General features: G+C 40.6%; 29 protein-coding genes and 1 pseudogene. 13 read left to right on the top strand and 17 right to left on the bottom strand.

The genetic code is table 11. The features are described from left to right. Nucleotides 1-5 precede the first annotated feature (5 nt). Entirely contained in the window at nt 6-1,349 is a 1,344-nt protein-coding gene (locus AC5YCI_RS10460; protein WP_496129688.1) for a TrkH family potassium uptake protein, read from the bottom strand. Continuing rightward, nucleotides 1,346-2,005: a potassium channel family protein gene (locus tag AC5YCI_RS10465; RefSeq protein ID WP_496129687.1), complete on the bottom strand. Its 660-nt coding sequence runs from the start codon at nt 2,003-2,005 to the stop codon at nt 1,346-1,348. The genes AC5YCI_RS10460 and AC5YCI_RS10465 overlap by 4 nt, the downstream gene beginning before the upstream one ends. A 129-nt stretch (nt 2,006-2,134) precedes the next feature. On the opposite strand from AC5YCI_RS10465, the gene AC5YCI_RS10470 reads away from it, so the two are divergent. Next, nucleotides 2,135-2,638, top strand: a complete 504-nt coding sequence (locus tag AC5YCI_RS10470; protein ID WP_496129686.1) for a hypothetical protein — start codon at nt 2,135-2,137, stop codon at nt 2,636-2,638. A 34-nt stretch (nt 2,639-2,672) separates the two neighbouring features. On the opposite strand, the gene ilvA is transcribed toward AC5YCI_RS10470, so the two are convergent. Then, nucleotides 2,673-4,211 carry a threonine ammonia-lyase, biosynthetic gene (ilvA, locus tag AC5YCI_RS10475; protein WP_496129685.1) on the bottom strand — a complete coding sequence of 513 codons (1,539 nt, stop codon included), beginning with the start codon at nt 4,209-4,211 and terminating at the stop codon, nt 2,673-2,675. A gap of 107 nt (nt 4,212-4,318) precedes the next feature. Between ilvA and rpiA the strand changes: the two genes are divergently transcribed. From rpiA to AC5YCI_RS10510, 7 genes are all read left to right on the top strand, one after another. After that, the gene (rpiA, locus tag AC5YCI_RS10480; RefSeq protein ID WP_496129684.1) at nt 4,319-4,990 is read left to right on the top strand and encodes a ribose-5-phosphate isomerase RpiA; all 672 of its coding nucleotides are present in this window, start codon (nt 4,319-4,321) and stop codon (nt 4,988-4,990) included. 60 nt (nt 4,991-5,050) lie between these two features. After that, a complete protein-coding gene (locus AC5YCI_RS10485; protein WP_496129683.1) occupies nt 5,051-5,704 on the top strand; it encodes a YgjP family zinc-dependent metalloprotease in 654 nt (217 codons plus the stop codon). Nucleotides 5,705-5,906: 202 nt separating this feature from the next. Next, nucleotides 5,907-6,959, top strand: a complete 1,053-nt coding sequence (gene argC / locus AC5YCI_RS10490; RefSeq protein ID WP_496175511.1) for an N-acetyl-gamma-glutamyl-phosphate reductase — start codon at nt 5,907-5,909, stop codon at nt 6,957-6,959. An 81-nt stretch (nt 6,960-7,040) separates the two neighbouring features. Continuing rightward, entirely contained in the window at nt 7,041-7,775 is a 735-nt protein-coding gene (locus AC5YCI_RS10495; protein WP_496129681.1) for a DUF6776 family protein, read from the top strand. Nucleotides 7,776-7,792: 17 nt separating this feature from the next. Then, on the top strand, nt 7,793-8,206 hold the full coding sequence (gene clpS, locus AC5YCI_RS10500; RefSeq protein ID WP_496129680.1) for an ATP-dependent Clp protease adapter ClpS: 414 nt from the start codon (nt 7,793-7,795) through the stop codon (nt 8,204-8,206). Between the two features lie 9 nt (nt 8,207-8,215). After that, nucleotides 8,216-10,492: an ATP-dependent Clp protease ATP-binding subunit ClpA gene (gene clpA, locus AC5YCI_RS10505; RefSeq protein WP_496129679.1), complete on the top strand. Its 2,277-nt coding sequence runs from the start codon at nt 8,216-8,218 to the stop codon at nt 10,490-10,492. 66 nt (nt 10,493-10,558) lie between these two features. Continuing rightward, nucleotides 10,559-10,912, top strand: coding sequence for a YnfA family protein (locus AC5YCI_RS10510; RefSeq protein ID WP_496129678.1), 354 nt, complete (start codon nt 10,559-10,561; stop codon nt 10,910-10,912). On the opposite strand, the gene AC5YCI_RS10515 is transcribed toward AC5YCI_RS10510, so the two are convergent. The 5 genes from AC5YCI_RS10515 to AC5YCI_RS10535 all read right to left on the bottom strand — a co-directional run bounded on the left by AC5YCI_RS10515 (nt 10,909) and on the right by AC5YCI_RS10535 (nt 14,452). Then, nucleotides 10,909-11,376, bottom strand: a complete 468-nt coding sequence (locus AC5YCI_RS10515) for a hypothetical protein (protein WP_496129677.1) — start codon at nt 11,374-11,376, stop codon at nt 10,909-10,911. The two genes, AC5YCI_RS10510 and AC5YCI_RS10515, sit on opposite strands and share 4 nt — an antisense overlap. 97 nt (nt 11,377-11,473) lie before the next feature. Continuing rightward, nucleotides 11,474-12,394, bottom strand: a complete 921-nt coding sequence (gene argF, locus AC5YCI_RS10520; RefSeq protein WP_496129676.1) for an ornithine carbamoyltransferase — start codon at nt 12,392-12,394, stop codon at nt 11,474-11,476. A 115-nt stretch (nt 12,395-12,509) separates the two neighbouring features. Beyond that, nucleotides 12,510-13,169 carry a TetR/AcrR family transcriptional regulator gene (locus AC5YCI_RS10525; RefSeq protein ID WP_496129675.1) on the bottom strand — a complete coding sequence of 220 codons (660 nt, stop codon included), beginning with the start codon at nt 13,167-13,169 and terminating at the stop codon, nt 12,510-12,512. A gap of 142 nt (nt 13,170-13,311) precedes the next feature. Next, nucleotides 13,312-13,920: an aminotransferase gene (locus tag AC5YCI_RS10530; protein ID WP_496129674.1), complete on the bottom strand. Its 609-nt coding sequence runs from the start codon at nt 13,918-13,920 to the stop codon at nt 13,312-13,314. A 34-nt stretch (nt 13,921-13,954) separates the two neighbouring features. After that, nucleotides 13,955-14,452, bottom strand: coding sequence for a CinA family protein (locus tag AC5YCI_RS10535; protein ID WP_496129673.1), 498 nt, complete (start codon nt 14,450-14,452; stop codon nt 13,955-13,957). A gap of 227 nt (nt 14,453-14,679) precedes the next feature. Between AC5YCI_RS10535 and AC5YCI_RS10540 the strand changes: the two genes are divergently transcribed. Beyond that, nucleotides 14,680-14,910 (top strand): hypothetical protein, encoded by a 231-nt coding sequence (locus tag AC5YCI_RS10540; protein WP_496129672.1) that lies wholly within the window; start codon nt 14,680-14,682, stop codon nt 14,908-14,910. Nucleotides 14,911-14,954: 44 nt separating this feature from the next. Here the strand turns inward: AC5YCI_RS10540 and fdx are convergent, their stop codons facing one another. The 8 genes from fdx to AC5YCI_RS10580 form a co-directional block, all read right to left on the bottom strand. After that, nucleotides 14,955-15,293 (bottom strand): ISC system 2Fe-2S type ferredoxin, encoded by a 339-nt coding sequence (gene fdx, locus AC5YCI_RS10545; RefSeq protein ID WP_496129671.1) that lies wholly within the window; start codon nt 15,291-15,293, stop codon nt 14,955-14,957. Between the two features lie 16 nt (nt 15,294-15,309). After that, nucleotides 15,310-17,169, bottom strand: a complete 1,860-nt coding sequence (gene hscA / locus AC5YCI_RS10550; RefSeq protein WP_496129670.1) for a Fe-S protein assembly chaperone HscA — start codon at nt 17,167-17,169, stop codon at nt 15,310-15,312. 36 nt (nt 17,170-17,205) lie between these two features. Then, the gene (gene hscB, locus AC5YCI_RS10555; protein WP_496129669.1) at nt 17,206-17,721 is read right to left on the bottom strand and encodes a Fe-S protein assembly co-chaperone HscB; all 516 of its coding nucleotides are present in this window, start codon (nt 17,719-17,721) and stop codon (nt 17,206-17,208) included. Between the two features lie 91 nt (nt 17,722-17,812). After that, entirely contained in the window at nt 17,813-18,133 is a 321-nt protein-coding gene (gene iscA / locus AC5YCI_RS10560) for an iron-sulfur cluster assembly protein IscA (RefSeq protein WP_496129668.1), read from the bottom strand. Between the two features lie 37 nt (nt 18,134-18,170). After that, nucleotides 18,171-18,560: a Fe-S cluster assembly scaffold IscU gene (iscU, locus tag AC5YCI_RS10565; RefSeq protein ID WP_496129667.1), complete on the bottom strand. Its 390-nt coding sequence runs from the start codon at nt 18,558-18,560 to the stop codon at nt 18,171-18,173. Nucleotides 18,561-18,663: 103 nt separating this feature from the next. Beyond that, nucleotides 18,664-19,881, bottom strand: a complete 1,218-nt coding sequence (locus tag AC5YCI_RS10570; protein WP_496129666.1) for an IscS subfamily cysteine desulfurase — start codon at nt 19,879-19,881, stop codon at nt 18,664-18,666. 1 nt (nt 19,882) lies between these two features. Beyond that, complete coding sequence (locus AC5YCI_RS10575; RefSeq protein ID WP_122901505.1) at nt 19,883-20,356, bottom strand: Rrf2 family transcriptional regulator; 474 nt, start codon at nt 20,354-20,356, stop codon at nt 19,883-19,885. 112 nt (nt 20,357-20,468) lie between these two features. Further along, entirely contained in the window at nt 20,469-21,119 is a 651-nt protein-coding gene (locus AC5YCI_RS10580) for a hypothetical protein (protein WP_496129665.1), read from the bottom strand. 234 nt (nt 21,120-21,353) lie between these two features. Between AC5YCI_RS10580 and AC5YCI_RS10585 the strand changes: the two are divergent. From AC5YCI_RS10585 to AC5YCI_RS10595, 3 genes and pseudogenes are all read left to right on the top strand, one after another. Continuing rightward, nucleotides 21,354-21,731, top strand: a pseudogene (locus tag AC5YCI_RS10585) (phasin family protein); the annotation flags it as partial. Nucleotides 21,732-21,888: 157 nt separating this feature from the next. Further along, on the top strand, nt 21,889-22,161 hold the full coding sequence (locus tag AC5YCI_RS10590) for an HU family DNA-binding protein (protein WP_496129664.1): 273 nt from the start codon (nt 21,889-21,891) through the stop codon (nt 22,159-22,161). Between the two features lie 128 nt (nt 22,162-22,289). Next, the gene (locus tag AC5YCI_RS10595) at nt 22,290-24,155 is read left to right on the top strand and encodes a SurA N-terminal domain-containing protein (RefSeq protein ID WP_496129663.1); all 1,866 of its coding nucleotides are present in this window, start codon (nt 22,290-22,292) and stop codon (nt 24,153-24,155) included. Between the two features lie 34 nt (nt 24,156-24,189). Here the strand turns inward: AC5YCI_RS10595 and AC5YCI_RS10600 are convergent, their stop codons facing one another. Beyond that, a complete protein-coding gene (locus AC5YCI_RS10600; protein WP_496129662.1) occupies nt 24,190-25,062 on the bottom strand; it encodes a DUF2797 domain-containing protein in 873 nt (290 codons plus the stop codon). Between the two features lie 35 nt (nt 25,063-25,097). Here AC5YCI_RS10600 and AC5YCI_RS10605 point away from each other — a divergent pair, with 35 nt between their 5' ends. Continuing rightward, entirely contained in the window at nt 25,098-25,562 is a 465-nt protein-coding gene (locus tag AC5YCI_RS10605; RefSeq protein ID WP_496129661.1) for a DUF6231 family protein, read from the top strand. Nucleotides 25,563-25,606 lie beyond the last annotated feature (44 nt).

Below are 25,606 nucleotides of genomic sequence, written 5' to 3' on the forward strand. Positions count from 1 at the left end.
TTTTTTTAACCAATTTGAATATCGGTATGGGCATGTTTGACGCGGGTTTTCTTGGGTGTTGCAATTAAATAAGCTAAGGTTAAAGGACCTAAACGCCCTGCAAACATCAACAACATTAAAATAACCAAGCTAATAGGGCTCAGTTCACCCGTAATTCCGCGTGATAAACCTACAGTGCAAGCCGCTGAAACGGCTTCAAACAATAAATTTAAAAAGCTTTGCTTGGGTTCAAAAATCATTAACCCTAGTACACCCATAAAAATCAGCATGCAAGTAATTGATACCACGGCCATGGCCTTAAAAATGACTTTTTCAGAAATGGCATAGTTGAAAACACGTAACTCATCACTGCGACGTAAGAAGTTAAGCACACTTAATACCACAATAATAAAGGTACCCACCTTAATGCCACCTGCGGTACTTAAAGAGCCGCCACCAATAAACATCAGTAACATGGTAATCAGGGCAGTGGTGTCATTAATTTCTGCCATATCGAGGCTATTAAAACCTGATGAACGCGGCACTGTAGCATGGAACCACGCATGTAGTGCTTGTTCACCTAGGCTTAAGTGCGCAATGGTATAGGGATTTTGTGCCTCTAAAGCCCAAATCACAACAAAGCCAAATAGGTTTAAGGCCAAAATGGTCAGTAGCACCAATTTGCTATTGGGCGAGAGTTTCTTCCAGCGTTTTTTCTGCTGAATATCAAGTAATACCAAAAAGCCAATGCCGCCAATAATATATAAAAAACTAATGGTGAGCGTAATGATATATTGTCCATCAAAACCTAATAGACCACCCGGGAATAAGGCAAAGCCACCATTATTAAAGGCGGAGACACTATAAAACGCAGCATAAAACAGCGCCTCAGCAAAGTCATAGTTTTGCATCCACGCTACAGTTAATACACACGTACCGACCAACTCAAAAAATAAGGAATAAAAAAACACCGCTTTAATGGTCAGCACCACTTTGGCTAAACTGGTATACCCTATACTTTCTTGCGCCATCATCTGTTGCTTTAGTCCTAATTTAGGCGCAAGACTCAAGGCCGCTAAAATCGCAAAGGTCATAAAGCCTAAACCACCTAGCTGCAGCAACAGCATAATGATGCTTTGCCCAAATGTGGTATAGCTGTCACCAATATTGACCACGGACAATCCTGTGATTGTCACCGCAGACGTGGCGGTGAAGAGGGCATCTAGCCATGAAATATCACCGTGATGAGAGATGGGTGCTTTAAGTAATAAAGTTCCCAGCGCAATAAACATACAAAAACCCAGCGCCAACAAACTTGGCGGACTTAAGTTAATGGTTTGATGGTGCGAGTTATACTGTAAATATTTCATAGCTCATCAACAAAGCGTTGCGAGAGGCGACGTAAATTGTGCAATTCGCCGGCAATCACCAACATATCACCTTGTTGCAAGATCAGCTGTGGGTCAATGCTGTACTGAATGCTAGCCCTACGTTTATGTAAAATCGTGCGAATATCGGTGGCATGACGCATCAATTCGTAAAAGCGTATCCCATTCATATTGGCTTTAATTTCAATCCGGACTAAGTATTGATCATCATCTAAGGCCATATAACGGCTGACCATGGGATAGCTTAAGGATTGTGCCACACGAATTCCCATATCTTCTTCAGGATGAATGATTTTATCTACGCCCAAATGGGTCAGAATCATATGGTGTGCTTTCGAGTTGGCTTTGACCCAAATCTTTTTTAGACCTAAATTTTTTAAATGTAGGACACATAAAATACTCGCTTCAATATCTTCACCAATGGCGACAACCGCTGCGTCGCAATTTTGGATATTCAGCTCGGCCAAAACATGTTCATCTGTAGCATCGGCAATCACCGCATGGGTAATCGTTTCGGCAAGATTGTCCACTAACTTTTTTTCATTATCGATGCCAATCACATCATGATTGAGTTGCATCAATTGTTCGGCGACAGCAGCCCCAAAACCACCTAAACCAATGACTGCAAATTGGGCCATGTCAATGTTCCTTATCTTTTGTTAAGTGATTACCACTAAAGTGCATACAAACAACACAATCACAGTGAAAAATCATCGGAGACGCATTTTATAATTAATTTTGATCTATCGCGAGACAAGGAGTGTAGCGTGGCTCGGAATTTATATGAAAATCTACAGTTGGTCTTTCCAGAATTAAAGAAAGTACCTTTACCTGAAGAACTAGATCGTTTTGAACATTTTATGAGTTGGCTCAACAGTTATCACATCCATCTACAACCACTTGATGGTAATGATTTAAGTTTAAGGCAGCTTGATCAATGTTATCGTTTACAACAACTCAATTTAGATTTAGACGAGCTTAAGAACGAGATTCGTGAGGAATTACAAAGTGTTTATCAATTGTATGACGATGATGATCGAGAAGAAGAAACAGCACCTATGGCGGCGCTTTATGATAGCGAAATTGGCGATAACGTCATTTTAAATACCTTAAAGGTGTTTATTGAACCTTATGATTTGGCGGTGGTGGTGCTAGAGTACACAGAGCCGTATTGGATGATTGTGCCGCATCAACCCGAATTGCTTGATGCCTTAACAAAAAATTATGCCCAGACCTTTGGTGAAGACAAAGAGTTGTTGGTGTTAGAGTAAAAAACCGTCTGCATGCAGGCGGTTTTTTGAGGCATTATTTTAAGAAGCGCTGATAACCTAGGTTATTGGTTACTTCGTCATATGGGTAGGTGATGCTCTCTAAAGTTTCGATGAGACCATCTGGATTTTGCTGTGCGTCGGTCGCTTCTAGACCCACCAAGACACGACCTTCTGCAGCGCCGTGGTTACGGTAGTGGAATAGGGTAATGTTATGTGTTGGACCAAGGCGTTCTAGGAACATCAGTAATGCACCTGGGCGCTCAGGGAATTCCACACGGAATAAACGTTCATTGGCAAGATCAGCATGACCGCCAATTAAATAACGAATATGCAGTTTAGCAATTTCGTCATCAGATAAGTCATCTACGTCATATTGTGTCTTTAGCGCCGTATAGATGTCTTGACGCTCTTTCTCGCCGCCTTTAAGACTAATCCCAACAAAGACTTGCGCGGCTGTGGCACCACTGGCACGGTAGTTAAACTCAGTAATATTACGCCCTTGTAAGGCACGGCAGAATGTTAAAAACGAGCCCTTTTCTTCTGGAATGGTCACGGCAAAAATTGCTTCACGGCGCTCACCGAGCTCAGTACGTTCAGCAATATAACGTAAGCGGTCAAAGTTCATATTGGCACCGCAGACAATCGACACCATATTTTTACCGTGTAAGTTATGTTTTTCAACATACTTCTTAATACCCGCCAATGCCATAGCACCAGAGGGTTCAACAATACTACGACATTCATCAAAGGTATCTTTGACTGCAGCACAGATTTCATCGGTATTGACCAAGACCACTTCAGGCTCCACGATTGGACCTGAGTTGTCTGATTTTTGTAGACGAATCACTTCAAACGGTTTTTCACCAATTTGTGCAACAGCAGTACCATCGGCAAATAAACCTACAGATGGAAGAATGACACGCTCACCCGCTTCTAGGGCTGCTTTTAAACAAGCTGACTCATCATATTCAACAGGAATGACTTTTACGTGTGGCGCAACATCGCCTAAATAGGCTGCAACGCCTGCGATTAAACCGCCGCCGCCAACGGCAACAAAAACATATTCGACATCACGCCATTGACGTAAAATCTCGTTGGCAATGGTGCCTTGACCAGCCATGACCAACTCATCGTCATAGGGTGGAATAAAAGTCATGCCTTCTTCAGCTGCACGGGCAATGGCATATTTATTGGCCACATCAAACGAGTCGCCATGTAAGACCACTTCACCGCCTAGACGTTTTACCGCTTGGACTTTAATATCCGGTGTGGTTTTTGGCATCACGATGATGGCGCGAATACCCAGCTTTTTACCCGATAACGCGACCCCTTGGGCATGGTTGCCGGCAGAGGCAGTAATCACACCACGCTCGAGCTGCTCTTTGCTTAATTGACTAATACGGTTATAGGCACCACGCAGCTTAAATGAAAATACCGGCTGTAAATCTTCCCGTTTAAAGCGAATATTATTATTAAGCTTCTCACTAATTCGAGGCGCTGCTTCGAGTGGGGTTTCGATTGCAACGTCATACACCGTTGCCTGTAAAATTTGTCGAACCAAACGAGACAGCATGTTAATCTTCCATCTAACAGTTTAAAATAGGGGCTTATTGTAACAAACCCCTGTCTTTTTGGGCTGAAAAATCAGCAACAAAGGTCAAATTTTAGTCGAGTAAAGCGATGAGCCTATATACTACCCAAGATGAAAAGAAAAAAGCAGCTGCCCAAGCTGCGTTAAAGCATTTACCAAAAGGCGGTATTTTAGGCGTAGGTACCGGCAGTACGGTCAATTTTTTAATCGAAATGTTGCCTGAATTACAACTTGAAGCGGCAGTTTCAAGCTCAGAAGCAACTGCAGAACGTCTACGTAAACTTGGTATTGAAGTTGTCGACATGAACTCGGTTGCAAGCTTAGATGCCTATATAGATGGTGCAGATGAAATTGACGCGAACTTACATATGATTAAAGGTGGTGGTGCTGCCTTAACACGTGAAAAAATCGTGGCATCGATTGCCAAAAAATTTGTATGTATTGTCGATGATTCAAAATGGGTCAATCAATTGGGTGTAGGTTTTGCGCTTCCTGTTGAAGTCATTCCAATGGCACGTTCAGCTGTAGCACGTAAAATCGTGAGCTTAGGCGGTGACCCTGTATACCGTGAAGGCGTGGTTACCGACAACGGTAACGTGATTTTAGACATACATAACTTAAATATCTTAAATGCATTAGAGCTTGAAAAAACCATCAATGACATCCCAGGCGTGGTATGTAACGGTATTTTCGCAATTAATAAAGCCGATATTGCGGTTGTTGCAACTGACAACGGTATTGAAGAACGTACAGCACGTTAATGGCTAATTTCCCAAGTCTAGCAGTCTACGTGTAGGCTTGGGAAAACCTGATTCGAAGTCATGAATAACGCTCTACCTGACATTCAAATTCAACCTAAGCTGAGCGCCAAGCGTTTTAGACTAAAGGTATATCCTGATAAAATTTGCTTAACCGTACCTATTTTGGCGCGTAAGCAACATATTCAAGCTTTTCTTGCACAGTCGCAAGCATGGTTAATTGAAGCATGGCAGAAACAACACGTCAGCCCCTTTATTGCTCTTCAGCAACTACAACTTTTTAATTTAGAACAGCCGATACAAATTATCTATCAAAGCCAAAAGCAGGCTTTTATTTTTGATCATCCGCAGCTATTTTTAGATGCAGCACAGCCACAAGTCGCGTTAAAAGCTTTTATTTTTAGCTATGCCAAACAGCATTTGCCTTTATTTTTGCAGCACATCAGTACAGAAATTCATTTGCCTTATCAACGCTGTAGTATTCGTCAGGCCAAGACCCGTTGGGGCAGTTGTTCATCAACAAAAAACATTATGCTCAATAGTGCTTTGGTATTATGTGAACAACAACTCGTGCGTTATGTCTGTATTCATGAATTAGCCCATACTGTGCATATGAACCATAGCCGCGACTTTTGGCAATTAGTGGCACAGTTTGATCCCCATCATTTACAGCATCGTCAATGCTTAAAACAGCAGCAAATTCATGTTTTATATTGAATTTTAGCGCGTTAAAATATCAGCTATATTTAGCCTAAGTAGACTTTATACCTCATCAAAAAAACAAAACCTATTCATTTGATTTGATTATTCAGTTGATCTGTTGCTTTAAATAGCAACAAAGCGCATGGAAATAGTTTTGTCTGTGTCAACTTCCTGTCATACTAAGTCTTGATGAAAACCAACGAGATAAATTGAGGTTGTGCACGTGATTACTGTCGGAATTGTAGGTGGTACAGGGTATACAGGCGTTGAATTGTTACGTCTTTTGTTACGTCATCCGGATGTACAAGTAACACTTCTTACCTCACGTACGGAAGCGGGTCGCCGTGTAGATGATATGTTTCCAAGCCTACGCGGACACACTGATCTATGCTATTCGGACTTAAATCTAGAACAATTAAAGCAATGTGATGTGGTATTTTTTGCGACCCCGCATGGTGTGGCTATGCAGCATGCTGAGGCCTTAGTTGCAGCCAATACTAAAGTGATTGACTTAGCAGCAGATTTTCGTTTACAAAACTTACAACAATTTGAAAAATGGTATGGCTTAGAACATGCTTGTCCAGACATTTTAAAAGACTCTGTCTATGGTTTATCTGAACTGAACCGTGACCAAATTAAAAAGGCGAGTGTGATTGGCAATCCGGGTTGCTACCCGACCACAGTACAGCTAGGTTTAGCACCGGTATTAAAAGCGCAAGGTTTAGTAAAACCAGAAAGTATTATTATTGATGCTAAATCGGGTGTTTCAGGGGCAGGGCGTAAAGCCAGTCTGGGCATGATTTATTCAGAAAATGCCGATGACTTTAAAGCCTATGGCGTAGCAGGTCATCGTCATCATCCTGAAATTGTTGAAGCCTTAGAAAATATTTCTGGTCAACAGGGTGTGTTTGATCACATTGTGTTTGTGCCACACTTAGTCCCGATGATTCGCGGTATGCTAAGTACCATTTATGTGGATTTGACAGAACAAGGCCAAGAGGCTGATTTACAAAGCTTATATGAAGCATTCTATGCCAATGAGCAGTTTGTAGATGTCATGCCAGCAGGCAGCTCGCCAGAGACACGTTCAGTACGTGGTGCGAATCAATTACGTATTGCACTCTATCGCCCACAACCACAAAAGCTGATTATTTTGGTAGCACAAGATAATTTAGTCAAAGGTGCAGCAGGTCAGGCTGTACAAAACATGAACTTAATGTTTGGTTTTAGCGAAAATGCTGGTCTTGAAGGCATTGGCTTATTACCATAAGAAACGCTTTAGCACTTCACACACATTTAAATTTGCCGTTAAATGTGTGTGCTTGGCTTTAAATTGACGTAAGAGATGACAATGCAAGACACCGATTCAAATACAACAACACAAAAAAAACCGATGTTACAAGGTAATTTACCACTCGCAATTGGTGCAGCCATTTTGATGCTGAGTAGTGGTTTTTTGGCGTATTCAATCGGGCATCGTCAGGGCTTAACGGTCACTGGTTTTGATGCGGATGCAGAACAACTGGTAGACGTAGTTCAAAAACAAAAAGCCAGCCTTGAATCACTCAATAAAAGCTTAAATGCAGCAATTCAAGAGCGTGATGTGGCTGTGACCAATTCCAATGACCTGTATGCAGCAGTCAATCAAGCCAAAGCCAATCAACAACAGGCTGAAGGCATGAGTGCCATTTATCGCGAGGTATTAAAACAACGCGGTGGTCTAAGCCTCACCATTCAAAATCTAGGCATTAAATCTTTGCCTGACAATGCTTATGAATACCAAATTGATTTGGTGCAAGTGAGTCCCAATAACCGCCGTGCAACTGGCAGTGTAGAGCTGCGTTTAATTCGTGGTACAGAAGTGCTGACCGTTCCGCTTGAAGATAATCAATTTGGTTTTGAAAATTATGAGCGTCTAACGGGTCGTTGGACCATGCCCAAAGGATTTACGCCACAATTTATTGAAGTTCGTTTGACAGGGGCGACCCCGGTAACTAAGCGTTTTAGTTGGTCGCGTGGTCAAGCGATTGAATCAGCCTCTGCCTTTGTCGCAGAGATCCCACAAGTCGAAGCTAATGCCCAATAATGGTGAATCAGAGTCATATGCCAAGTTCTCAGCGTTCTATATGTTTAAATCAAATCAAAAGTACTTTTCAACAATCAGGTTTTGTTGATTGGCATCTAGAGCCGCGTTTAGGTGAAGTCCCACACCACGATGAACAGGGCGATGTTGCGGTTAAACCTGCACCACCTGAACTGAAGCGTCCACCGTTATATATGGTCTTGTTAATGAACGATGATTACACGCCAATGGACTTTGTAATCGAAATTTTACAACAATACTTTGCAATGAATCTTGACCAAGCAACTCAAGTAATGTTAACAGTACATTATGAAGGAAAAGGTGTAGCTGGGGTCTATCCGCGAGACATTGCAGAAACCAAAGCCAACCAAGTCAATAATTATGCTAGAGCTCAAGGACATCCTTTATTGTGTCAAATTGAGCCGAAAAGTTAAGGGGGTTGCATGCTCAGTCGTCAATTAGAAGTATCACTACGTTTGGCTGTTAGCATGGCTCGACAAAAGCGCCACGAGTTTCTAACAGTTGAACATTTGCTATTGGCCTTATTGGACAATGATTCTGCGGTCACCGCTTTAAAAGCCTGTGGTGCGGATATTATCGTCTTAAGAAAAGAATTAGAAGAATATATTGAACAGCACACCCCTAAATTGGGTGAACAAGCTGAGCAAGCACCACATCCAACCGAAAGTTTTGATCGTATTTTGCAGCGAGCCATTTTTCATGTGCAATCGAGCGGCGGTGATCGTACGGTAGAAGGTGCAGATATTTTGGTGGCCATGTATTCAGAGCGTGACTCATTTGCGGTCTATTTACTCAAACGTCATCAGATTAATCGCTTAACGCTCACCCAGTACTTATCGCATGGAGCGCGTAAGGAAGATGCCCAGCCTGAAGAAGAAACCGAAGAGTTAGATGGTGAAACGAGCAGTTCTACCAATTCGGGTCCGCTTGAGCTCTATACCACAAATCTAAATCTTGAAGCACAAAAAGGCAAAACAGATCCTTTAATTGGTCGTGAAAAAGAAATCGAACGTGCGGCACAAATCCTATGTCGTCGTCGTAAAAATAACCCGCTGTTGGTGGGTGATCCTGGGGTGGGTAAAACCTCAATTGCTGAAGGTTTGGCATGGCTTATTGTCAATGGTAAAGCACCAAAGCCTCTAGAAAATGCTGAAATTTACAGTCTTGATATTGGCGCTTTGGTGGCAGGCACTAAGTACCGCGGTGACTTTGAAAAGCGTTTGAAGCAATTGCTGAATGCGTTAAAGAAAAAACCTGATGCAGTATTATTCATTGATGAAATTCACATGATTATTGGTGCAGGCTCAAGTATGGGCAGTACCATGGATGCCTCGAATTTAATTAAGCCAGCACTCTCTAATGGCACTTTACGTTGCATTGGTTCGACTACCTTCCAAGAATACCGCCAAGTGTTTGAAAAAGACCATGCTTTATCACGCCGTTTCCAAAAAATCGATGTCAATGAACCTTCGATTAATGAAACCATCGATATTTTACGTGGCTTAAAAGTTAAATTCGAAGATTTCCATAATGTCGAATACGATGACAGCGCCTTAATTGCTGCGGTTGAATTATCGGCTAAATTTATTAATGATCGTTTCTTGCCTGATAAAGCCATTGATGTTATTGATGAAGCAGGCGCGCAGCGTCGCTTAAAAGCAGAACAAGACGATACCTTAATCACAGTGGAAAATATCGAAGACATCGTATCAAAAATTGCACGTATTCCACCAAAAACTGTGTCTAAAGATGATAAAACCGTTTTGGGTCATTTAGAGCGCGATTTAAAACGAGTGGTGTTTGGTCAAGATGAAGCGATTGAGGCTTTAGCTTCAGCGATTAAACTGTCGCGTGCCGGGCTAAAATCACCTGATAAACCTGTCGGTAGTTTTGTATTTGCTGGGCCAACTGGGGTGGGTAAAACTGAAGTCACCAAACAGCTGGCCAAATTGTTAGGCGTGGAATTAGTACGTTTTGACATGTCTGAATATATGGAGCGCCATGCAGTATCACGCTTAATTGGTGCACCTCCAGGTTATGTAGGTTTTGATCAAGGTGGTTTATTGACCGATGCGATTCATAAAAATCCGCATTGTGTGTTATTACTCGATGAAATTGAAAAAGCCCATCCAGATGTCTTTAATCTATTGCTACAAATTATGGATCATGGTGCATTAACCGACAATAATGGTCGTAAATCTGATTTCCGTAATGTGGTATTAGTACTGACCACCAACGTAGGTGCAGAAAGTATTTCTCGTACCAGCATTGGTTTTGTGGAGCAAGACAATAGCAAAGACAATACTGATGCCATGAAAAAGGCATTCTCACCTGAATTCCGTAACCGTTTAGATAGCGTAATTCAATTCCAAGCCTTACCAACCTCTGTGATTGAAAGTGTGGTAGATAAGTTCTTAACTGAACTGCAAGCTCAGCTAGATGAGAAACGTGTAGTTCTTGAAGTTGATCAAGATGCGCGTGAGTGGATGGTGGAGCATGGTTACGACCGTCTCATGGGTGCACGTCCAATGCAGCGTCTGATTCAAGAGCATCTGAAAAAGCCACTAGCTGAAATGATTCTATTTGGTGAACTGGCGGACCATGGTGGGAATGTTGCCGTGTCTGTGAAAAAAGAAAATGGCAAAGCAGTAGGACTCAAACTCGAAGTGTTTGAAGACCAAACAGCTGAACCTGCTTAATTGCTAGGCCCTATACAAGACCCATGTACGCATGGGTTTTTTTATGAACATTATATTTGAGCATTTATGGACATTCAGCTGACTAAACTGTTAAGTACTTTGGGCTTGTTTTTTATCACCGCAGTGATGGAAATCTTGGGATGTTATTTCCCTTATTTAATCTTAAATCAGCAAAAGTCCCACTGGTTATGGTTGCCAACAGCTTTGGCTTTAATGGCCTTTGTTTGGTTATTAACTTTACATCCTGCAGCCTCTGGGCGCATCTATGCCGCTTATGGCGGTATCTATATTGCTACGGCTTTGCTGTGGTTAAAGTATGTGGACGGTATGGCTCTGAGTCGTTGGGATGTGCTGGGTGGCTTGATTGTAATAGGCGGTGCCTTGGTGATTATTTTACAACCCCAAGGCTTGCTTCGTTAAAACGCACAGTCTTTTTGTTTTAATTCCACCGTATATTGATGTTGAGCAGAGCTTAAATTTAACACCACACGATAAGGATTGGCACGTTGATACTCATGCTCAAAGAAAATTTCGCAATTTTGACTTAAATTCTTTTTAATTAAATTCTGTACTTCAGCGCGTCCTAAATCACGCTCAAATTGCTCAAAATCGGGTGTCACAATTAAACCTGTCAATTGTGTTTTACTGCTGGATAATTGCAGCTTTTCAATTACAGTATTTTGATCAATTTGTAAGGGCAGGGTGCGAGAGTCCTCGGCACTGAGTACAGTTAATAAATCATTAAGTTGCTTTGAATTTTTAATTTTAAACTTGTGATCAATGATTTTCTGTTGTTGTAAATATTGATCAAATTCGGTTGCAAGTACAGGTGCCGACAGCACAAGACTTAAACTCAACAGCACTGTTTTTTTTAATAATTGCATAACATCACCTAGCATGGGGCTGATTTCATTATGCCGCAAAAATAAAAAAAAGCACCCCTAAGGGATGCTTCTTTTTGTGAACTTAATTAAAGAAAAATTAATCTTTTTTTAAGTTCTCATTAATTAAAAATTCAACCAAGGCTTTTTGTGCATGTAAGCGGTTCTCTGCTTCATCCCATACCACCGCATTTTTGTGATCAAGCATATTTTCAGAAATTTCTTCACCGCGATGTGCAGGTAAGCAATGCATGAATAAGCAATCAGGATGGGCTAAATCCATAAGGCGTTCATTGACTTGATAATCAGCAAAGGCTTTTTCACGGATTTTTTGCTCTTCTTCTTGACCCATGCTCGCCCAAACGTCGGTCACAATCAGATCAGCGTTGACAGCGGCATCTTCAGCTGAATCAACTAATTCTACACAGTGCGCAAATTCACTTAGGAATTTTTCTTGCGGTTCATAGCCCTTAGGCGCAGCGATTTTTAGTTTAAAGCCCCACATATGTGCAGCTTCAATATATGAGTTACACATATTATTGCCATCACCAATCCAAGCCACTGTTTTGCCTTGAATTGAACCGCGGTGTTCAACAAAGGTTTGCATGTCTGCCAACAATTGGCATGGGTGATGATCATCGGTTAAGGCATTAATCACCGGTACTTTAGAATACGAGGCAAAGCGTTCAACAATGTCATGACCAAAGGTGCGGATCATGACAATATCCAGCATGCTTGAAATCACGCGGGCAGAATCTTCAATCGGTTCACCGCGGCCCAATTGCGTATCGCGTGAAGATAAGAAAATCGCGCTACCACCAAATTGACTCATGCCTGCTTCAAACGAAACGCGAGTACGTGTGCTCGATTTTTCAAAAATCATGCCCATGACTTTGCCAGTAAATGGTTGGAACACTTGGTTATTATGTTGCATACGCTTAAGTTCAATACCGCGTTGCACAATTTGGTTCAGTTCTAAAGTCGATAAGTCGCGTAGGGTTAAAAAGTGACGTAGAGCCATTCGTTACTCCACAATAATTGCTAAGTTTCAAAGGAAACAACAATTAGTTGTTGGTTGGTTAAACAAAAATAGGGAATCGATTAATATACTATATGCAGGTGAAATTGCAAAAAAACTAGACCTTTTGATGACCGTCTAGGAACATATCAACACAATAATGAATGTATTCGAGTGTTTCTTGATCAATTTTTTCGCAAGGCTGGGGTAGGGGTAGACCTAAAAGCACGCGCCATTCCAAATTACGCAAAATACCAAAGTACATTTGGGCTGAGTAAATCGGGTTTTTACAGACAATATACTGCTTATCATGAGCGACTTGTAAAGCATGTGCCAAACTTTGCTGCAGTTCCTTTGGGCCTTGTTCATGAATATAAATTGCAAGTTCAGTATTACGTTGACTTTGTTCCAAAATTAAACGTAAAAAGGCGGCATTCTCTGGCTGGATAATGTGTAAATAAAAACGAACCAATGTGTCAATTAAATAGGTTCTTAAATCTTGATCGGCTTGAATAAAGGGTAAACAAATATCTTTAAAAAATTGTTCACAGCGGTAATCACAAATTGCTGTAAACAAGCCTTCTTTATTGCCAAAATACTTATAAATAGAAGCTTTTGAACCCCCTGCATGAGTGACAATATCGTCTAAAGACACTGCATCATAGCCTTTTTCTAAAAATAGACGATTGGCGCTGAGTAACAGGGCAAGACAACGCTCATGCCCACGTTTCGTTTGGGGCATGTCGCGTAACGGTTCAATGTGCTCAAAATCAGGCATAGAGGTAGAAAACACCAAAATAAATCATGGATAAAGGCATAGGAGTGATCATAACAAAAAAATCTATCAATTACTGCAAAAGCCATGATTTAGCCGTATTGGCTTAAAATAAAAGTCCAAATCAATGCGCTAGAGATGTGATTTATTTTAAAATAAGGGCATCTTCTACACTATAGCCGCCTTCAATGGCAATACCTTGATACTTGACTACAGCCAACACTTTATTATGTTGAGGAATCTTATAACTCTGACTAATGGCAAGATCAGGCTGGTAACTGATGGCGTAGTCTATAGCGCTACGCAATGTAGCGGTTTGTAGTTGGTAACAATATTGATACTGCCTGAGATTGCTAGAGGGGTCCATAGGGGACGCAACACTGCGTTGTAGGCGTTGTATAACATTGAGTTGTAATGAGCGGGTTGGAATCTTTGGTAAAGGTTGTAAGCGTTTTTGAATTTGGGCTAAAGCCTGATTGAAGCGGGTTGGCTCTTGGTCGACATCGATTTTTTGGGTCTGAGGATGGATATACAGTGAAGTAACGTCAATGCGTTGCTGTGCTTGTGGACTGGCGAGAAGATAATAAGAGAGTTGCGGCAGGCGTCCGCGTCCATCATGAAAATGTCGTAAAATATAGACCTTTTGATCTGCTGCATCATAGCCTAGTACCTCAATGGTTTGTGGTCCACCTACTGTAGCGAAAGTTACACTCGGCAGAGCCGATAAGCTCAATAATAAAATCCTAATGTTCATCTTTAACATCCTCTGTTATTGTGAATTGAGTATTTTAAGAAGAAGGCGTAGCAAGATTATGTTGTTGTAATGTGTTGATTAAAAGTTGACATACTGCTGAAATTAAGGCGTTTAAACGTAAGCTAGGCGCATGTTTAAAATAATAGCGCTGACTAATCATATCGCCTTGATAGGCTAAGCTAATAAAAAAGGTACCTTCAGGCTTATCCAGAGTTGCAGAGCCACCCGGTTTTAAAAGACCGGTGCAGGCAACTACAATATCAGCACAAGGGAACAAGCGTTGTCCAGCTGCTGCCATCGCCTCAGTGACCTGTAAAGATTCAGCGCTATAACGTTGTATGAAGGCTTTAGGAATATTTAAGATTTCTTCTTTGACCCATGGATCATAACATACCAGACCACCTAACAAGATATTGGTGCCGGTATTCTTATATAAGGCAAATTGACTTGCTAAATAGCCAGCACTGGCACTTTCAATAAAAGCAATTTTTAGGCCGTATCGTTCTAAATCATCACAACAAATTTTTAGCATTTTATTTTAATAAATAGTATGAGTAGGCATCAGCATAAAACAAAAATACGTCTTAAATAAGTCATTTAAGGAATTAAAAATATTAAAAAATCATAAATTGCCTAAGACAAATACAGCTGCAGCTTGGTTGGGTATAAAAACGACAAACTACAAAAAAATAAGTATCATCTAGCTTAAAAAGCTGTTAAAAATAAAAATAAAGTGCTTAGTGAAAGTAGGTTTATAACATGAAAACGATTGTAAAATATGTGGTATTAAAAAGTAGTGACTATCAATTAGGAACGCCGCTCTTTCAACAAGAACTCGAGGCTGATGCTTTATATTTTGATCAAATTCCAGAGACGATTAGCTATCAAAATTTACAATTTAAAGTGAAAAGTAAAGAGCTAAACCGCAAGCAAACTGCTGAAGAACTCGAGGTAACGCAAAATATTTTAGTCAAAGTCATTGCAATTTAAATAAAAAAAACCACGCATTAAGCGTGGTTTTTTATTCAAGCAGCTTAGTGATTTTCAGAAGCATGATTGATGGTGTATTTTGGAATTTCGACTTCTAGATCTTGATCCACAACACGCACCTGACAGCATAAACGCGAGTCAGGTTCTAAGCCCCAGGCACGATCAAGCAAATCTGCTTCAACATCGTCCATGTCTTCTAGGCTGTCAAAACCTTTACGTACCACAACGTGACAGGTGGTACAAGCACATGACATGTCACATGCATGTTCAATTTTGACACCATTTTCCAACAGGCTTTCGCACAAATTGGCATTGGTCTCAACATCAAATTCTTTGCCTTCTGGGCAAATGGTTGCATGTGGCAATACTTTAATACGTGGCATAGTCGTTACCTATAAATTAATTTGAGTTAGACCAGTCATCTAATTTGGTGCCTTTTAAAGCAGCATCAATATGTTGGTTCATTCGTAATGCAGCAAAAGCATCAGTATGGACTTTTAGAGCGGCCACAGCTTTTTCAATGGCATCAATATCAGTGCCATTTAGGGTCGCTTCGAGCTGTGCTTTTGCGGCTTCAAGTGCGTTCTGCTGTGTGTGATCAAGTAAATGTGCATCTGCTTGTAGAGCAGGTGCTAAAGCTTCAAGCTCACGTTTTGCTTCAACTTTGGTTTCATTTAAATGACGTAATGCTTTATCGACTTCAGCGAATTTAAAGCCATCCAGCAGTAAACGTTCCATATCTTGATCAGATAAACCATAAGATGGTTTGATGTCAATATGTGCGTTGACGCCAGAAGTGGTTTCTTTGGCTGAAACACTGAGTAAACCATCTGCATCAACTTGGAAGGTGACTTCAATACGTGCTTGACCGGCTGTCATCGGCGGGATACCACGCAATACAAAGCGACCTAAGCTACGACAATGCTCTACTAAATCACGTTCGCCTTGTACCACATGAATCAGCATCGCTGTTTGACCATCTTGATAGGTGGTAAATTCTTGACGGCGTGCTACCGGAATTGCAGTGTTACGTGAAATTAGACGTTCAACCAAACCGCCCATGGTCTCTAAACCTAAAGACAGTGGGGTAACATCCAGCAATAATGAACCATCGGTACTGTTGCCAATCAGTTGATTTGCTGTAATAGATGCACCAATTGCCACCACTTCATCTGGGTTAATGGTGCAAAGCGGCTCTTGATCAAAAACTTCACGGACGGCTTTTTGCACTGCATATGAACGTGTTGAACCACCCACCAAAACCACATTTTGAATATCACTAAGTTCAAGTTTAGCATCACGCAATACACGCTTACATACGCTAATGGTCTTATCTAAAGCCACTTTAATAATGGCTTCAAAAGTTTGGCGATCTAAAGTTAAAACTTGATCTAAAACCTGAAGACTAACACTGTCTTTATTGGTAAGTGCTTCTTTGGCTTGACGAGCAGCTACTAAAACTTGCGCGTATTGATGATCATCTAGGCTTTCAATACTGAGTTGCTTTTTTGCCCATTTCACGATTAAGCGATCGAGGTCATCGCCACCTAATGCGGTATGACCACCTGTTGCTAAGACTTCAAATACGCCTTGAGAGAAACGTAAGATAGAAACGTCAAATGTACCGCCGCCTAAATCGTAAATCACGTAGTTACGGTCAGTGGCTAAGTTCGCATCTTGATCTAGACCATAGGCTACCGCAGCAGCAGTCGGTTCGTTCAGTAAACGTAATACGTTTAAGCCGGCAAGTTCCGCTGCATCACGTGTCGCTTGACGCTGTGCTTCATCAAAATAAGCAGGTACGGTAATCACCGCACCATTAATTGGATTTTTTAAGCTCTCTTCAGCACGCAATTTCAGCTGATTTAAAATTTCAGCTGAAATCTCAACCGGTGTTTTAGGCCCTTGCGCTGTTACAAAAGCAGGCATCTGATGGTCTTCACCCATCAATTCATAGGGGTGCTGGAATTTAATATCCGCTTTTGAACGTCCCATAAAACGTTTGACTGAAACAATCGTATTTTTGGGATCTGTGGTTATAAAAGCTTTGGCTTCATCACCATAAAGCGCACTTTGTTCATTGTAGTGTGCAATCGAAGGGAGTAAAACTCGACCTTGTTGATCATGCAATACTTTGGCCTGACCTGAAAGTACAGTTGCCACGAGTGAGTGAGTAGTGCCTAAATCGATGCCAATCGCAATACGGTGTTCATGCGGTGCACTTGATTGACCAGGTTCTGCAATTTGCAAGAGCGCCATGCGTTACATCCTTTGAACTAAAAATAAATATATCAATTAAAAATCATCATCTAAATCAAAGTCTTCATCATCTAGGATGCGATCTTCGGCTTTTTCAATATCCGCCATGACTTTGACAAAGAAACGCAGCTTACGCACTGTATCGCGCGCTTCACCCCAATCTTCATCCTCATAATCAATTTTAAATTCACGGACTAAACCATCAATCCACTGTTGCACTTCAACTTTTAATGACTGTAATTCTTCACTAGCACGTGCATCATCAAGCTGTTCACGAATTTCGAGTGCATCTTGTAAAAATTCAAAATCACTAATCGATTGATCGAGATGATAATCTTGTTTCTTTAAGCCTAATAAATATCCCGCGCGGCTATCCACCTGAGATAACACTTTATAGGCCTGATTAATCTCGCTTGATTTGATCAAGGCTTGATCTTTGTCGCTGGCTTTATCAGGATGATATTGTTGCTGCAACTTTAAAAATTCGGCTTTTAAAGTGGCTAAATCAATATCGAGTGCTACAGGAAGGTTGAACAACTCAAAATGATTCATGGGAGATTCCGGCTAATTTTACTGAGGTTAAATGCAATTAAAACAGTGTAAATGACACTGTTTTAATGCAAAACAAGACACATGTGGAGGCTTAAACGGTAAAAGATTCGCCGCAGCCACATTCGCCTTTTTTGTTTGGATTATTAAATTCGAAGCCTTCGTTAAGCCCATCTTTAACATAGTCCATCTGCATACCTTCAAGATAAACTAGGCTTTTAGGGTCAACGAACACTTTTACACCAAATTGTTCAAACATTTGATCGTGTGTATCGACTTCGTCTACAAACTCAAGCACGTAGGCTAAGCCTGAACAGCCTGAAGTTTTCACACCAACGCGAATGCCTTCACCCTTACCTCGATTTTTTAGGTAATTGCTGATATGAGCTGCAGCACTTTCAGTTAAATTGATCATGAAAACTCCGTTAAATTCAATCTAAAACTCAGAACAATTAAGCTTTGTCAGTGCGTTTGCTGCGGTAATCTTCTACGGCTGCTTTAATTGCATCTTCAGCAAGTACAGAGCAGTGTACTTTTACTGGAGGTAGGGCAAGTTCGTTAGCAATATCAATATTCTTGATTGCTTGAGCTTGATCTAAAGTTTTACCTTTTAACCATTCAGTTACCAATGAACTTGATGCGATTGCAGAACCACAACCGTAAGTTTTAAAACGTGCTTCTTCAATCACGCCTTCGTCATTGACTTGGATTTGTAAACGCATCACGTCGCCACATGCAGGTGCACCCACCATACCTGTACCTACGTTTTCAGCATTTTTGTCTAATACACCAACATTACGAGGGTTTTCGTAATGATCGATCACTTTTTCGCTATAAGCCATGTTGCTTCTCCAAACCTCGGGGTCAGCGTTAATATTTAATATGAGGGTTAAAACATTAAAGTCAATGAGATTGCACTAGTAAAGCTACAATCTCAAAGTATAATTAGTGCTCAGTCCACTCAACTTTAGAGAGGTCAATACCTTCTTTATACATATCCCAAAGCGGAGAAAGTTCACGTAACTTCTCAACAGCAGCTTGGGTGATACTTAACACATGATCAATATCTTCTTCAGTGGTGTATTTACCAAAGCTGAAACGGATAGAGCTGTGTGCGAGTTCATCAGATAGACCAAGCGCACGTAATACATACGATGGCTCAAGTGTTGCTGATGTACATGCAGAACCAGATGAAACAGCAGCGTCTTTTAACGCCATCATCAATGATTCACCTTCAACAAAGTTGAAACTTACGTTTAAGTAGTTCGCCACGTTATATGTTGGGTGACCGTTTAAGAACACTTGTTCTAAACCTTGTAAACCGTTCCACAATTTGTCACGTAATACACGAATGCGTGCTTGCTCTGCAGCTAGGTTTCTACCTGCAAGTTCAAATGCTTCACCCATACCCACAATTTGATGAGTTGCGAGTGTACCAGAGCGCATACCGCGTTCATGACCACCACCGTGCATTTGACCTTTTAGACGTACACGTGGGCTACGACGTACGAATAAAGCACCAATACCTTTAGGACCATAGATTTTATGTGCAGAGAAGCTCATTAAATCGATTTTCATGGTAGAAAGGTCGATTTCAACTTTACCAGCAGCTTGTGCAGCATCGACGTGGAAGAAAATTTTCTTAGCACGTGTAATTTCACCAATGGCAGCAACGTCGGTAATGGTACCGATTTCGTTATTCACCATCATCAGCGATACTAAAATGGTATCTGGACGAATCGCAGCTTCAACCATTTCAGGTGTAATTAAACCTGTTTGCGGTTGTGGCTCAATATAAGTAATCTCAAAACCTTCAGATTCAAGTTCGCGACACGTATCTAAAATTGCTTTATGTTCAATTTTAGAGGTAATAATGTGCTTACCTTTAGAGGCATAGAATTGTGCTACGCCTTTCAGCGCTAAGTTATCTGATTCTGTTGCACCAGAAGTCCAAACAATCTCACGTGGATCTGCTTTAACTAAATTCGCAACTTGTTCACGTGCATATTCTACTTTTTCTTCTGCTTGCCAGCCATAAGCATGTGAGCGAGATGCGGCATTACCAAAAGTACCTTCAAACGTAAGGCACTCTACCATGCGTTCTGCAACTTGAGGGTCGACAGGAGTTGTTGCTGCGTAATCAAGATAAATCGGACGTTTCATGTCAAATACCTGTAACCGATAAAAGGGCTGAATCAAAAGATGCTGAATTTTGGCGAATGGCAACGGTTTGTACGTTGTCACGGGCAATTAAGTCAGCAAGTGAGATTTTTGCAAGATAATCGGCGATGTGATGGGAGAGTTCCTGCCATAAATCGTGAGTTAAACACATTGCACCATTTTGGCAGTTGCCTTTATGGTCACAGCGTGTGGCATCCACGGTTTCATTTACAGCCTCAATGATTTCTAACACGGTAATATCATCTGCACTGCGCGCTAAATGGTAACCACCATTGGCACCTCGCACACTAGACACTAGGCCGTGACGCTTGAGCTTCGCAAATAACTGCTCTAAATAAGCAACAGAAATCGTTTGGCGTGCTGCAATTTCAGCAAGCGTGATCGTTTGTTCAGTTGGCTGCAAAGCTAAGTCAAGGAGTGCAGTCACTGCGTAGCGACCGCGAGTTGTTAAGCGCATGATTCGATACACATGTTAAGACTAGATAGGGTAATTTTAAGAATCCTGACTAAAATAGTCAAGTTTTTTTATTGGGCAGAAATAGCTTGTAATTTTGTAGAAAATGAACGCTTTATGCGAAGAATATAGTATACAGCAATATTACAATTAAAAGCAGTATAAGGCTTGAAAATATAAAATTTAAGCGTTTTTGCTTGTGCTGCAAATGACGAACTCGATTTTTATATTGTTTAACTTCAACTTGCAAAGCGTTAATTTTAGCGCGTTGTTGATCAATTTTTTCAAGTAACGGGTTAATACGATGTTTGGAAGACAGTACATCACCGCTTTCTAAAGGCTCATTTAACCACTGTTTCCAATCACAAAGTACTTTAGGCAAACTAAACATTAAAGCTAAATCGCGAAATTCATCTTTTAAAGTCACATCACCTTCAATACGCATAGCACGAATACTACGTTTATTGCCCATCACAAAGATTTTGACCAAATCCATGAGGGTAGTGCGGATATCTAAATCCACGGGTTGGTTTGGTGCTTGGGTATCAAATAAAATGCCATGTTGATTAAATTCAACATAAAAATCAAAATATGGCACATAACTATTGATTTTAAGACGAACGTTTTGTTGGACAAATTTTTGTGCTTGATGGGCAATGACACGATCATGCTGTAATACAAAAGTAAATAAAGTTTCAAGCGCGACCATGCTCATATCCAATACCAAGGGTGCTTGTTGCTTCTTGTTACTATTACTTTGACTCATAAACCATCCTTGCCCAATAAATCGAAATTCGCCACAGCTTTGTAGAACAGTTTTGCAAAACGTTCAAGTGTTAGCTTTGTTATTATAAGATAAATCCACTTTTTGATGTCAAAACTGTACACAAAACCCGCAAGGAGGCAACGTATGCCAACACAACATCAAGATAAAAATACACAAAATAGCCTAAGCAAAGATAAACTATCAGAAAAGCCGTATCAAGCACTTAATCCTCGTAAAAATATGCTGGATTTTCGTAAATATACCCAACAAATTTGGTTGGCGGGTTTAGGTGCATTTTCACGTGCAGAAGAAGAGGGTTCGAAGTTATTTGAAAACTTAGTCAAGATGGGGGAAGAACTTGAATCGAAGACGCATGAAGGGCAAAAAACTTCAACGAATAAATTAAAACATAATGAAAAATCAGCAAATGAACCTGAGCGACTTGATAAAGGTTGGGATCAGCGTGTGCAACAATCACTCAATAAAGTAGGCTTAGCAACGCATAAAGATATTCAGCACCTAGAGCAACTCATTTTACAGTTGCATGATAAAGTCGATGCTTTGTCACAAGAAAACCAACAACTCAAGCAGCAATTACAAAATAAAGCTTAAGCTTTAGTCGCAAAGCATTTTTATTATTTTTATTATTTTTAATAAAAGCAGCAAGATAGTATTGCGTTTTGCACTAAAGCATTGCTATAAAGGCGTTATACAGGTTTTTAGTTATAGTTTAGATCTTGAATAAAGAGATTAAGAGGACGTAATTTTCATGAATAAATCAGAATTAATCGATGCAATTGCAGAGAATGGTGGACTGTCTAAAACTGATGCAGGTAAAGCATTGGATGCAACAATTGCGTCAATTACAAATGCACTAAAAGCAGGCGATACAGTAACTTTAGTAGGTTTTGGTACTTTTGCGGTAAAAGAACGTGCTGCGCGTACAGGTCGTAACCCACAAACTGGCGAAACTTTAGAAATTAAAGCAAGCAAAGTTCCTGGTTTTAAAGCGGGTAAAGGCTTAAAGGACGCAATCGCGTAAGCTCTTTTCTTGCAAAAGACGCGCTCAGGCGCGTTTTTTTATGAAATCACGGTTTTTGTGCCGTGTGATGATTCATTCAGTAGGGGTTTTCGGTTAAAATTCCCCGCAAATAAAATATTGGAATACTTATGGAAGCTTTTCGTAAAGTTATTAAGGGTTGGCTAGGTAAAGTCTTGCTGGTGTTGTTTTTAACCCCTTTAGCGCTTGTAGGTATTGAAGGATATTTTAGCGGTGGTAAATCTGAAGACACAGCACAACTGGTGAATGGCGATGAAATTTCTAAAAAAGAATTAGAAGCACTCACTAAATCGTTTAAAGAACAATATCTATCTTATGTAAACGGTGATGAAACTTTACTTAATCAGAGTTTTATTGAAAATAAAGCCTTAGATAGCTTAGTGGCACGTACTTTATTGCTGCAACAAGCGCAAAAGCTTGGTATTTCTTTAAGTGATGCACAAATTGAACAAATGATTGCGCAACAACCAAGCTTCCAAGAAAATGGCCAATTTTCTGAAACTCTATACGCCAATTACTTACGTTCTGTGGGTATGACCAGCCAAAGTTTAATTGCTAACTTACGTCAAGATCATGCTTTAAAGATGCTAAGCAATTCGTTTCTAGAGCATGCTTTGGTGAGTAAAACTGATATTCAACAAATTGTGAATTTACAAACTGAACAGCGTACCTTGCATCTAGCGAGTATTAAGCTTGATGATTATAAAAAAGCTATTCAAGTTTCCAATCAAGAGATTACAGACTACTATAATCAGCATAAAAATAGTTTTAAGCAGGTGGCAAGTGTAGATGTTGACTATATTGTGTTACCACAGAGTAGTGTCAATACCACAGCGGCTACTGTAACACCAGATGAACTACAAGCGGCTTACGATAAATTTGTAGCTTCCCAGCAAGCAAGTGCCGCACCGCAAGTAAAGCATATTTTAGTGACTTTGGAGGGGCGTTCTGAAGCTGAAGCGAAACAACGCGCGACAGCAGCACAAGCTGAAATTAGCAAAGGTGCAAGCTTTGCAGCAACTGCACAAAAATATTCAGAAGATCCAGACTCTAAAAGCAAGGGAGGCGTGATTGAAGGTTATGCCAAAGGCGTATTTGGTGATGACTTTGATCAAGCCGTTGCCGCAGCCAAAGCAGGTCAAGTCGATGTGGTCAAAACTCAATACGGTTTCCATGTTATTCAGGCCCAAGCTGCAGCAGTCAATGTGCCAAGTTTGGCGCAGGAAAAGCCACGTTTAGAAGCAGAAATTTTAAAATCTAAAGTGGCCAATGCCTTTTCTGATCGTGTTAATGCCTTGAATGAATTAGTGATTAGTAGTGATGCTTTAGATGTCGTGTCGCAAGAAGTCAAAGGTACACAAATACAAAGCTTAAATGGCATGACTTTAAGTACCCAACATCCAGTACTCAGTGATCCGAGTGTTAAAGGTAAATTATTTAACACGGATGTACAAAATGGTGATCGTAATGCCTCAAGTAGCATTCAGCTAGCGAATGGCGATGTGGCTTGGGTTAAGGTACGTAATTACCACGCGGCAGGCGTACAAAGCTTGACTGAAGCTAAACCACGAGTTAAAGCTACTTTGCTTGAGAAAAAAGCAGCAGCTGCCGCAACTGCAAAAATTCAAGCTGCACTCAATGAATTTAAAACTCAGCCAGCGGCACAGGTTCTTGCTAAACAGCAAATCAATTTTGTAGATGCAGGCACCTTTGCGCGTTCGCAAGGTCTGTTAAAACGTGATGTAGAACGTGCGGCATTTAGTGTGTTGCCACCCAAAGATGGTCATTGGTCAGTGACCACTGCGACCTTACCTAATGAGTTAATTGTGGTGGGTGTATCTAAGGTACAAAAAAGTGCAGAAGCTTTAGCGCCAGAAGCGGTGCAAGAGCTTACGAGTTTGTATCAAAAATTGCGTGCTGAACAAGAGTTAGATGACTACACCCGTTATCTTAAATCTAAAGCAAAAATTAAATAACAATAAAAAAAACCAGCCGACGGGCTGGTTTTTTTTATTCGCTACGAATGGTAATTTCGTAACCCGTATATTTACGAATATTAATTACGCCATTATCTAAAATTAAATATTGGCCTTTGATGCCCTGAAGCTTGCCACGAATCTTTGGGGTCTTGTCTAAGTTATGTGACTTAATTTTTTCAGGATAAGCAGTCACAGGATAAACAAACTCACGCGGGCGTTCTTGTTCTAAAATTTCAACACCTTCGTTAAAATCGAGGCTCATACTAAATTCATCACGAATCAGTTCAATTTGAGGAGCAAAATCATCCAAAAGTTGATCACGAACCTCAATCAGATCAAGCTTCGGTGCCTCACCTTTTAGCAATTTACGCCAATCTGTTTTATCAGCGACTTCAGCGGCAAACATCACTTCTAACTGACCGGATAAACGACGTGAACCGACTTGCATAATTGGCAGTGCTTGCGTGGCACCTTGATCGAGCCAACGTGTTGGCATTTGTCCCAAGCGGGTGATACCCACTTTCAGTGCACTTGAATTGGCTAAATACACAATATGTGGCTGGAAACAAACCTCTTGCGCAAATTGTTCCTCACGGCAAGTACCTAGATGATAGTGACATGTTTCAGGCTTCATAATGCACATATCGCATGAGGCTTTGGTTTTAAAACATTTAAAGCAATGCCCTTGCGAATAAGACTTAGGTGTTTTGCTACCACAAGATACACAGTAAATATGACCACTCCACTCGAGCTCTAGCTCTTGGCCTAATACAAATGGTAGATCAATTTGTGTGCGATTTAGAATAAATTTATATTCAACATTTGCCTTGTGTGTTTGTTGATCAGTTACACTAGTGTCTTGAAGACCGGCATGCATTTTATGGCAAATGCCTTGATATTCCATATAAATACTCACTGAATGAAAAAGAGGATGTGCGCATGGCTGAGGACAGTGTCATCACGTTAATGTTAGACGATTTATCCAAGGAGCAGCCGATTACCACAGCCTTATGTTTAGGGCAGGACTTAAGCCAAATTGCCCCTAAACTTGATTGGCAATATTTTAACGTATCCGAATTTTTAAATCTGCCTTTTCAAAAACGTTATGACGTGGCATTGGTAATTTTAAATAGCCCTGAGATGCAGTTACTCAACGAACAGCAACAAGCACAATTGTTAGTCAAACTGCGTGACTTAATGGCTAAACGTATTGTGTTGGTCAGCGCTTTAAGTCAAGAAAAATCATTACGTGCTTTAGGTTTTACCCAGCTCATAGATAAAACCACCCATATACATGATTTTGCTTTATGGCAGTTTAATATTTTAACTTATAAGCATGTACCTGATTGGTTTAACTCTAAATTTTGGGCTAATCCTGAAAATTGGGATAAATTTCGTTGGTAAGCTTGCAAATTTTAACAAAGCACCCAAGGAAAAAACCAACAAAA

Source organism: Acinetobacter sp. CY17 (assembly GCF_059515825.1).